Here is a 10,011-nt window from a genome sequence, read left to right on the forward strand (position 1 = left end):
GCCCTGGACACGTCCAGCCCCGCCGGCGTTCGAAGTGATCCTTCAGCTAGTCGGAGAGGCCCGCCAGGTCCCGCAGGCGGCGGGCCTGCGCGGCGCGCTCGGCGGCGCGCTGGTCGTCGTACGGGCGCGACACCGCACCGCGCAGCAGCGCCTTCGTCTCGACCACCGCGTCCCGCGGCGGAGCCAGCAGCGCGGTGGTGAGGTCCTGGACGGCCGCGTCGAGCTCGCCCGCGGGGACGACCAGGTTCGCGAGGCCGATCCGTTCGGCCTCCTCCGCATGGACGAAGCGTCCCGTCGCGCAGATTTCGAGCGCGCGGGCATAGCCGACCATCGAGGTCAGCGGCTGCGTGCCGCCGAGGTCGGGCACCAGGCCCAGCCCCGTCTCGCGCATGGCGAACTGCACGTCGTCCGCGACGACGCGCAGATCGCACGCGAGGGCAAGCTGGAAACCGGCACCGATCGCGTGCCCCTGAACGGCGGCGACGGAGATGATGTCGTTGCGCCGCCACCAGGTGAACGCCTCCTGGTACTCGGCGATGGTGGAGTCGAGCAGTTCCTCCGAACCGCGCGCCAGGTCAAGGAAGGACGGCTCGCCCTCGAAGCCTTCGGGGGTGAACGCCTGCCGGTCGAGCCCTGCGGAGAAGGACTGCCCCTCGCCGCGCAGCACGACGACCCGGACGGTGCCCGGCAATGACCTTCCAGCCTCCGCCAACGCCCGCCAGAGCGCGGGGGATTGAGCGTTTCGTTTGGCGGGATTGGTCAGTGTCACCGTGGCGACCGTGTCGTCGACGGTGAGCCGTACGCCGTCCTTGTCGAGCAGAGCCATCTGTGTGCCTCCGGTGGGTGTGCCGTCGTTCGGCCGCGATCTCGGCCTAAGTGACTGCACAGTAACCACCCGGCCGGCCATGGAGCCGACCGGGGGGTCACCGAAGAACGGTGGAACTGGAACCGTGAAGCTGAATACGGAAAACCGTTGGAACCCGGGGGAACCAAATGGTCAGGCCGTAGCCGCCTTCTTACCGCGCGTCGCGCCACCGCGACCACGCAGCGTGACTCCGGACTCGCTGAGCATCCGATGGACGAATCCGTAGGACCGGCCGGTCGATTCGGCCAGCGCCCGGATACTCGCACCGGAGTCGTATTGCTTCTTCAGGTCTGCCGCGAGCTTGTCACGCGCGGCGCCGGTCACCCGGCTGCCCTTCTTCAGAGTTTCGGCCACCCGTGCCTCCTCTATGGGAAGTGCGCTCTGGACTTCTCATGATCACCCCTCCCCGGCTTCCTGGCCACCCATTCAGCAAGGTCGGTACGGCGGCATTTCTTCGGCCGTGGACGGCCGAGCAGAACGGAATCTCCCCTTCCGCTGCATGACCTCCGTCACATTTTCCCTCGCTCGGTATGAATGGCCAGGTCAGGGGCCGGAGCGGAGAAGCGGAAGGCCCCGGCCGCGCATCCTGGAAGATGCGACCGGGGCCTTCGTCGAGCACGGAGCGGTATGAGACCGTCTCACTCAGATGATGGATCACGTCTGAGCCGAATGATCCATAAGCAAAGGATCACGGAAGCGGAAGCGCCTCAGGCGAGCGCGACCAGGTCCCGGTAGTCCGGGCCCCAGAGGTCCTCGACGCCGTCCGGGAGCAGGATGATCCGCTCCGGCTCCAGCGCCTCGACCGCGCCCTCGTCGTGGGTGACGAGGATGACGGCGCCCTTGTAGGTGCGCAGGGCGCCCAGGATCTCCTCGCGGCTGGCCGGGTCGAGGTTGTTGGTGGGCTCGTCGAGCAGCAGCACGTTGGCCGACGAGACGACCAGCGTCGCCAGGGCGAGGCGGGTCTTCTCACCACCGGACAGGACGCCCGCGGGCTTGTCCACGTCGTCGCCGGAGAAGAGGAAGGAGCCGAGCGTCTTGCGTACGGAGACCAGGTCCAGGTCCGGCGCCGAGGAGCGCATGTTCTCAAGGACCGAGCGCTCCGGGTCCAGGGTCTCGTGCTCCTGGGCGTAGTAGCCGAGCTTGAGGCCGTGGCCGGGGACGACCGTGCCGGTGTCGGGCTTCTCCGTGCCCGAGAGCAGGCGCAGGAGCGTGGTCTTGCCGGCTCCGTTGAGGCCGAGGATGACCACGCGGGAGCCCTTGTCGATGGCCAGGTCGACGTCGGTGAAGATCTCCAGCGAGCCGTAGGACTTCGACAGGCCCTCGGCGGTCAGCGGGGTCTTGCCGCAGGGCGCCGGGTCCGGGAAGCGGAGCTTGGCGACCTTGTCGGAGACGCGGACGGCGTCGAGGCCCGCGAGCAGGCGGTCGGCGCGCTTGGCCATGTTCTGCGCGGCGACGGTCTTGGTGGCCTTGGCGCGCATCTTGTCGGCCTGCGAGTTCAGCGCCGCGGCCTTCTTCTCGGCGTTCTGCCGCTCGCGCTTGCGGCGCTTCTCGTCGGCCTCGCGCTGCTGCTGGTAGAGCTTCCAGCCCATGTTGTAGACGTCGATCTGGGCGCGGTTGGCGTCCAGGTAGAAGACCTTGTTGACGACCGTCTCGACCAGGTCCACGTCGTGGGAGATGACGATGAAGCCGCCGCGGTAGGTCTTCAGGTAGTCGCGCAGCCACACGATCGAGTCGGCGTCGAGGTGGTTGGTCGGCTCGTCGAGGAGGAGGGTGTCGGCGTCGGAGAAGAGGATCCGGGCGAGCTCGACGCGGCGGCGCTGACCACCGGAGAGGGTGTGCAGCGGCTGGCCGAGGACGCGGTCGGGCAGGCCGAGGGCGGCGGAGATGGTCGCGGCCTCGGACTCGGCGGCGTAACCGCCCTTGGTGAGGAACTCGGTCTCCTGGCGCTCGTACTGGCGCAGCGCCTTCTCGCGGGTGGCGCCGGAACCGGAGGAGATGCGCTCCTCGTTCATCCGCATCTTCTTGAGCAGCACGTCGAGTCCGCGCGCGGACAGGATCCGGTCGCTGGCCAGGACGTCGAGGTCGCCGGTGCGCGGGTCCTGCGGGAGGTAGCCGACCTCGCCCGAGCGGGCGATGCTGCCGCCGGCCGGCGTGCCCTCGCCCGCGAGGCACTTGGTGAGGGTGGTCTTGCCTGCTCCGTTGCGGCCGACGAGGCCGATGCGGTCGCCCTTGGCGACGCGGAAGGAGGCGTTCTCGATGAGGATGCGGGCGCCGGCGCGCAGCTCGATGCCGGTGGCGGTGATCACGGAAATACTCCAGGGCGGGTCGGGACGGCGGAAGGGGGGCAGGACGCGATGCTTCTACGCCGCTAATCCGCGAGGAGATTTGCCATGGGAGTCATTCTACCGGGGGTGCGCAACTACTTTCGGGCCCGCCCGCCCCTCCCGGGACCGGCACGGCCCTGACCTCGCGTCCCCCGTTCGGCCCAGGGAATACCTCCCCCACCCGGGGGACGTATGAGGATGAACGGGTTGGTACTCGCCGCAGGGGCGTACTCGTACGTACTCGTACCCCCCTTGGTCGGAATGGAGGGCGGTGCGGGATGCAGTTCGACGACAACGCCGATCTGGACACTTCCGAGGTCAAAGACGTACGCGGCAGCCGCATCCCGGGCGGGAAGGCCACGGTCGGCGGCGGCATCATCGGCCTCATCGCGCTGATCATGGGGCTGCTGTTCGGGGTGGGGCCGGAGCAGCTCGGGCTGTCCGACGGCAGCCCGGAGCCCGCGGCGACCTCCTCCTCCGCCTCCCAGGTGCAGCAGAGCTGCAGGACGGGGCAGGACGCGAACACCAAGGAGGACTGCCGACTGGTGGCGGTGATCAACAGCACCCAGGACTTCTGGAAGCAGGAGTTCGTCAGGCGCGGCGCCCGGTACAGCCCGGCCCAGACCGTGTTCTTCACCGGCAAGGTGGGCACCGCCTGCGGGGCGGCCACCTCGGCGGTCGGCCCGTTCTACTGCCCCGGTGACCGGCAGGTCTATCTGGACCTGGGCTTCTTCAACGAGCTCCGCACCAAGTTCGGCGCGAGCGGCGGCCCCTTCGCCCAGGCGTACGTGGTGGCCCACGAGTACGGCCACCACATCCAGAACCTGACCGGCACCCTGCAGAAGGCCCAGGACGGCCGGCAGGGCGCGAACAGCAACGCGGTACGGGTGGAGCTGCAGGCCGACTGCTACGCCGGGGTCTGGGCCCACAACGCGACGAAGACCCCGGACGAGTCCACGGGCAAGCCCCTGATCACCAGCCTCACCGACGAGGACATAAGGGACGGCCTGGACGCGGCGGCCGCGGTCGGCGACGACCGGATCCAGGAGAAGTTCCAGGGCCGGGTGTCCCCCGAGTCCTGGACGCACGGTTCGGCCGAGCAGCGCCAGCAGTGGTTCTACCAGGGCTACCGCACCGGCGACATGGCCCAGTGCAACACCTTCCGCTGACCGTCACCGCCGCCTGCCATGCTGTGACGTGGGTCACCGTCCATACACGGCACGAGAGGGAGTGATCGTCATGGCAGGCGTTCCGTCCATCTATCCGACACTGGTGTACACCGATGCCAAGGCCGCCATCCAGCAGCTCACCGAGGCCTTCGGCTTCACCCAGGTCGCGGCGTACGAGGGTGAGGACGGGGCCGTGATGCACGCGGAGCTGTCCTACGGGAACGGCATGGTGATGCTCGGCAGCAAGGGCACCGGCAGCGTCTTCGACAAGGCGATGAAGGGGGCCGGGCCCTGCGGGGTCTACGTGGTCGTCGACGACGTGGACGCCCACCACCGCCGGGCCGTCGAGCACGGTGCGGAGATCCTGATGGAGCCGACCGACCAGGACTACGGCTCGCGGGACTACATGGCCCGCGACACCGAGGGCAACGTGTGGAGCTTCGGCACGTACGCGCCGCAGGCCTGATCTCCGCGGCGCGTACGCGCTCCCGCCACGGGCGCTACGCGCCGCCGGTGTGCACCTGGAAGGCGGCCCGGCGCACCGCCTTGGCCAGGGCGGGATCGGGATGGGCGGCGGCCAGCGCGACCAGCACCTGCACCGTGCGGGGGTGCCCGACCGCTCGTACCTCGTCCAGCAGCCGCGGAACGGTGGTCCGCACCGCCGAGTCCAGGTGGCGGGCCAGCAGCTCGGCCTCGCCGTGGTCGGCGATGGCGGCCGCGGTGTCCACCCAGAGCCAGGTCTGCTCCTCGGCGGTGAGCACGTCCTGCGCCTCGTCGGGGTCGACCCCGTCGTGCTCGGCGAGCCAGAGCAGGGCGTAGGGGCGCAGCGCGGCCTCCCGGGAGGCCCCCCGCACTTCCGGTTCGGCGGGGGCTCCGACCACGCGCAGGGCTTCGAAGGCGAGCCCGCGCAGCAGGGCGTCCTCGCCGCGGGCCGCGTGCAGCAGCTCGGAGACCGCGTGGCCGACGGGCCGGGCGGCGAGCCAGGCCTGGTATTCGGCGCGGGCCGGGCCGGGGGTGAGCCGCGCGCAGCCGTGGAGCATGGCGGCGGCGGACTGCTCGATGTTCCCGGCGGGGCTCTGCGCGGCGACGCAGATCTGCTCCAGCTTGACCCAGACGGCCCAGCTCCCGAGCGGGGTGAGGGTGGCCCGGGCGGGGCCGAGGGTGACGGCGTCCACGGCGGCGAGCCCGCCGAGCGCCCAGCGCAGCAGCCGGGCGAGCGGGACGGGCGGCGCGGCCGGCGCGGGACCGGCGTGCGGGGTGGCGACTGCCTGCGCCGTGGACTCGTAGGGGACCTCGCACCGCTCGTCGCGCAGTTCGTCGACGCGCTGCCGGAGCAGGTCCAGCAGATCGGGGACGGTCACGGGACCGGCGGAGAGCTGGAGCAGGGAGAGCAGTTGGGGCATGGCCTCGACCACCTCGGCGACGGCCGCGGGGGCGATGTCGGCGGGGGCCGGGTGGACCAGTGACCAGGCGTCGAAGAGAGCGACCCAGCCGCGCAGGACGGCGGTGTCGTCCCGGTCCCAGGCGCGCAGGCGCCAGCCCGGGCGGGCGTGTCCGCCGTGCATCTCGATCAGGCCCGCGAGCCGGGCGCGGTCCCAGCCGACCCGGATCTGGCCCGGCGTCAGGCTCAGCTGGGCGGCGGCCCGTTCGGCTTCGGCTGCGGGCAGGGCGCCCGCCGGGGCGGGCCCGGCGCCGCCCGCGGCGCCGAGGTGGAGCTCGGCCCAGCGGGCGAGCCGTGCCGCGTCGGCGAGGGAGGCGCGGGCCCTGTTCGCCAGGTCGGCCGTGGCGGGGGTGCCCGCCGGAGGCCGCGCGGCGGTCCGGGTGCGCCGGTCGGTCACCGCCTTGCGGGCCGTGGCCACGGACCGCGGGGCGACGAGTCGGAGTCTGGAGTCGCGAGCCAACTGCTCATCAGGCTTTCGGGACGTCACGTGAGCAGTCTCGCCCGTCACTGGCCGAAAGCCCAAACGGAACCAGCCATTGCCACAAGGCCCCGTAGGGACAGAACCGGACAACCCACCCTCTGAGCCCCGTCCGCCCCGCAGTCTTCGGACAACTCGTCCGACGGTCCGTCAACCGGCCCTTCACATGAAAGGGGTGAGGAAGCGGCGCAGCGCCTCTTCGTACGCGGCCGGATCGGCGTTCCACATCGCTCCGTGGGCGGCGCCGGAAACGGAGTGCAGGGTGACGAGGTCGGGGCGGGCCGCGGCGAGCCGGCGGGAGGGCTCCCAGGGGGCCAGCGTGTCGTCGGGGCCGTGGAAGATCAGTACGGGCACCTTCAGCGCGGCCGGATCCGACCCCGGGGCCCGCCGGTCGGCGCGCAGGCCCGCGCGGCCCTCGGCGGCCTTGACCGCGAACGGGAGCAGGGGGGCCGGGGTGCGGCGCGCGGCGGCGAGGGCGCGCAGGGTGGTGTGCCAGTCCAGTACGGGCGAGTCGAGGACCACTCCGGCGATCCGGTCGGCCAGCGCCGAGCGCTCGACGGCGTGCAGGGCCATGGTGGCGCCGGTCGACCAGCCGTGCAGGACGACGCGGCGGGCGCCGTAGCGCAGGGCGTAGCGGATGGCGGCGTCGAGATCGCGCCATTCGGACTCGCCGAGGTGGCCGAGGCCGTCCGGCGACTCGGGGGCGCCGAGGTCGCCCCGGTATCCGAGGTCCAGGACGGGGAGCTTGTTGCGGTGGAGGAAGGGCATGACCACCATCGGGTGCTCGCGGGTGGCGCCGAGCCCATGAACGGTGATCACCCAGGTGTCGCGGGCCGCGGGCACGAACCAGGCGGGCAGCGCTCCGAGCTCCCCGGGGACGTCCACGTCGGCGTGGTCGAGGCCGAGGGCCGTGCCCGGGTTGCCCAGGTGGACCTGGGGGGTGAGGGTGACGCGGGTCCCGGGGTCGAGGCTTCCGTGGGTGACGGCGACGAGCCGGCGCACCACGGTGTCGGGGCCGTGCGGGGCATCGGGCAGGACGGGCCCGACCACGGCGTGCACCCCGGGCGCGGTGAGCCCGTAGGTGCCGGGCCACAGGGAGGCGAGCGAGCGGGTCAGCTCGACCCGGCCGTCCGCGGTGGAGTGGACGCTGAGGCGGGGGCTGCCGGGGAGCGGACGGCCGGGCTCGGTCCGCAGGGCCGCGTCGGCGGCGTACCGGCCGGCGAGCGCGGCAGCCGTGACGGCGACGGCGGCGGCCGCGCCGGCGCCGATCAGGGTCGTGGTGACGGCCGCTGCCGTCGCTGTAGCGGTACGCACCGCTCCAGTGTCGAGGCGGACGGGTCGGCGGGCCACCGGAGGGATCGCTCCGGTCGCTCGCCGGGAGGGGCGGCGAGGAGGGTGATCTAGGTCTCTTCGGGGTCCCGGCAGCACGGGAGCCCCTATCGGAAGTCCCGCGCCGAAACGTGCGGACATCCCGCTGTGACATGCATGAATCGGCACATCGGCATGCTTCCCGGGACGAAGGTCCCGGTCGGGTGCCGCACCGGTGCACCACATGACCCCTGTCAGTTCACCTTCCGTTCATCCAGGTTGCCTACGGTCCACGAACCACTGACGTCAAACAGAAGCCTGGGTAAATGGAGCACATAACGCTTCTCCTCGGGATCGTGATCATCACCGCTCTCGTGTTCGATTTCACGAACGGTTTTCACGACACGGCCAACGCGATGGCCACCACCATCTCGACCGGCGCCCTCAAGCCCAAGACCGCGGTGGCCATGTCCGCCGTGCTCAACCTCGTCGGCGCCTTCATGTCCGTGGAGGTCGCCAAGACGATCTCCAAGGGACTGGTCAACGAGGAAGGCATCCAGCCGGAGGTCATCTTCGCCGCCTTGGTCGGCGCGATCCTCTGGAACCTCGTCACCTGGCTGGTCGGACTGCCCTCCAGTTCCTCGCACGCCCTGATGGGCGGCCTGATCGGTGCGGCCGTGGCCTCCGCCGGCATGGGCGCCGTCAACGGCAGCGTCGTCGTCACCAAGGTGCTGATCCCCGCGATCGCCGCACCGCTGGTCGCCGGCTTCGCCGCGTACCTGGCCACGAAGGTCACGTACAAGGTCGGCAAGGGCATGGGCGAGAAGACCTCGGCCAAGGGCTACCGCACCGGCCAGATCGCTTCCGCCGGTCTGGTCTCGCTGGCGCACGGCACCAACGACGCGCAGAAGACGATGGGCATCATCACCCTGGCGCTCGTCGCCGGTGGCGCCCTCGCCCCCGGCTCCAACCCGCCGGTCTGGGTCATCGTCTCCGCCGGCCTGGCCATCGCGATGGGCACCTACCTGGGCGGCTGGCGCATCATCCGCACCATGGGCAGTGGCCTGACCGACCTGCAGCCGCAGCAGGGCTTCGCCGCCCAGACCTCGGCCGCCAGCGTCATCCTGGCTTCCTCCTCCCTCGGCTTCTCCCTCTCCACCACCCACGCGTGCTCCGGCGCCGTCATGGGTTCGGGTCTGGGACGCAAGGGCGGCGTGGTCCGCTGGTCCACCGCCTCCCGCATGTTCATCGCCTGGGGCCTCACCCTCCCGGCCGCGGCCCTGGTCGCCGCCGGTGCCGAGCTGGTCATGCGCACCGGGGACATCGGCGTCGCCGGCGTCACGGTCTTCCTGGTCGGCTCCTGCGTCGCCATCTGGCTGATCTCGCGCCGCCAGGTCGTCGACCACACCAACGTCAACGAGGTCGAGACGGCCGACGCCGGGGAGCCGGGTGTCGTCACCACGGCCATCGCGGCCGTCAGCGTCCCGCAGCCCGATCTCGCGGGAGCCGCCGCCGGCAGCACCGCCGCGGTGACGGACGAGGACCTCAAGGCCACCATCCCGGCCGCGACGACGACCCCGGCGGCTCCGGCCGCCGCGGTGTGACCGGCCCGACCCCGAGAACGACAGAGGATTCAGCGGTATGAAGATCGACTGGGAAGCACTCGGCTCCGTCTTCGGGGTCAGCCTCTCCGCCACCGTCGTCCTGGTGACCCTGTTCACCCTGGGTCTGATGGGGCTCTCCAAGCACGAGGCCGCCACCGAACAGGGTGGCGCCGCCACCCTGGCCCGCAGCGGTGCGTACGCCTGCTTCGCGCTCTGCGCGGCGGCCGTGGCCTACGGGATCTACCTGATCGTCGCCTGAGGCGCGGGACGGCACGTACGAAGGCTCCCTCCGGGTTCGTACCGGAGGGAGCCTTCGCATGCCCCGGCCCCGACCCGGCCCCGGTCCGGACCCCTGCCGAGGACCCGGCCCCTCCCCCTCCCGGCCAGCCCGCCGCAGGTCAACGGCGAGTTGACGGGCCTTCGCGCTGCGTGGTGGACTGCCCGAGCCATTACGGCGGCATGGAGAGGAAGTCCGGTGCGAATCCGGCGCGGTCCCGCCACTGTCACCGGCGCCCGCGGACCTCTGGCCGTGTGCGGCCGGGAGCCAGGAACTCTCGCCGCCGGACACGTCGAACCAGGGCGCGGACCCTGAGTGAGGACATACCTTCCACCATGCGTGCCGATCGCGTCTTCGCGTACGGCGTCACGGCGGGCCTGATCGGCGACCGGATCCTCGGGGATCCGCGCCGAGGGCACCCCGTGGCCGCCTTCGGACGAGCCGCCGCCGCCGTCGAACGCGCCCTGTGGCGCGACGACCGCGCCCGGGGCGTCCTGCACACCCTGCTGTGCGCCGGAGGCGCGACCGCCGTCGGCGCGCTGGGC

Annotated in this window: 10 protein-coding genes and 1 riboswitch; of the genes, 5 read left to right on the forward strand and 5 right to left on the reverse strand. The window is 71.6% G+C overall.

Annotated features, from left to right (window positions below; translation table 11 throughout):
• Positions 1 to 46 precede the first annotated feature (46 nt).
• From ABZY57_RS30370 to ABZY57_RS30380, 3 genes are all read right to left on the reverse strand, one after another.
• Positions 47 to 826: an enoyl-CoA hydratase/isomerase family protein gene (locus tag ABZY57_RS30370; protein ID WP_356517376.1), complete on the reverse strand. Its 780-nt coding sequence runs from the start codon at positions 824 to 826 to the stop codon at positions 47 to 49.
• Between the two features lie 171 nt (positions 827 to 997).
• A complete protein-coding gene (locus ABZY57_RS30375; protein ID WP_204357858.1) occupies positions 998 to 1,219 on the reverse strand; it encodes a helix-turn-helix domain-containing protein in 222 nt (73 codons plus the stop codon).
• Positions 1,220 to 1,572: 353 nt separating this feature from the next.
• Positions 1,573 to 3,171, reverse strand: a complete 1,599-nt coding sequence (locus ABZY57_RS30380) for an ABC-F family ATP-binding cassette domain-containing protein (RefSeq protein ID WP_250742257.1) — start codon at positions 3,169 to 3,171, stop codon at positions 1,573 to 1,575.
• A gap of 296 nt (positions 3,172 to 3,467) precedes the next feature.
• Between ABZY57_RS30380 and ABZY57_RS30385 the strand changes: the two genes are divergently transcribed.
• Both ABZY57_RS30385 and ABZY57_RS30390 read left to right on the forward strand, forming a co-directional pair.
• Positions 3,468 to 4,358 carry a neutral zinc metallopeptidase gene (locus ABZY57_RS30385; protein WP_356517379.1) on the forward strand — a complete coding sequence of 297 codons (891 nt, stop codon included), beginning with the start codon at positions 3,468 to 3,470 and terminating at the stop codon, positions 4,356 to 4,358.
• A gap of 70 nt (positions 4,359 to 4,428) precedes the next feature.
• Positions 4,429 to 4,824: a VOC family protein gene (locus ABZY57_RS30390; RefSeq protein WP_356517381.1), complete on the forward strand. Its 396-nt coding sequence runs from the start codon at positions 4,429 to 4,431 to the stop codon at positions 4,822 to 4,824.
• Between the two features lie 34 nt (positions 4,825 to 4,858).
• Here the strand turns inward: ABZY57_RS30390 and ABZY57_RS30395 are convergent, their stop codons facing one another.
• Together ABZY57_RS30395 and ABZY57_RS30400 are read right to left on the reverse strand one after the other, a co-directional pair.
• Entirely contained in the window at positions 4,859 to 6,196 is a 1,338-nt protein-coding gene (locus ABZY57_RS30395) for a hypothetical protein (protein WP_356517389.1), read from the reverse strand.
• Between the two features lie 243 nt (positions 6,197 to 6,439).
• Complete coding sequence (locus ABZY57_RS30400; RefSeq protein ID WP_356517383.1) at positions 6,440 to 7,591, reverse strand: prolyl oligopeptidase family serine peptidase; 1,152 nt, start codon at positions 7,589 to 7,591, stop codon at positions 6,440 to 6,442.
• A 320-nt stretch (positions 7,592 to 7,911) separates the two neighbouring features.
• On the opposite strand from ABZY57_RS30400, the gene ABZY57_RS30405 reads away from it, so the two are divergent.
• From ABZY57_RS30405 to ABZY57_RS30415, 3 genes are all read left to right on the forward strand, one after another.
• Entirely contained in the window at positions 7,912 to 9,189 is a 1,278-nt protein-coding gene (locus ABZY57_RS30405; RefSeq protein ID WP_356517385.1) for an inorganic phosphate transporter, read from the forward strand.
• A gap of 37 nt (positions 9,190 to 9,226) precedes the next feature.
• A complete protein-coding gene (locus ABZY57_RS30410; protein ID WP_243338472.1) occupies positions 9,227 to 9,448 on the forward strand; it encodes a hypothetical protein in 222 nt (73 codons plus the stop codon).
• Positions 9,449 to 9,652: 204 nt separating this feature from the next.
• Positions 9,653 to 9,743, forward strand: a riboswitch (cobalamin riboswitch).
• A gap of 58 nt (positions 9,744 to 9,801) precedes the next feature.
• Positions 9,802 to 10,011 (forward strand): cobalamin biosynthesis protein (locus ABZY57_RS30415; RefSeq protein ID WP_356517387.1); only part of this gene is annotated, 210 nt, incomplete at its 3' end.

The sequence above is a fragment of the Streptomyces sp. NPDC006450 genome (genome assembly GCF_040612195.1).
Classification (GTDB): Bacteria; Actinomycetota; Actinomycetes; order Streptomycetales; family Streptomycetaceae; genus Streptomyces.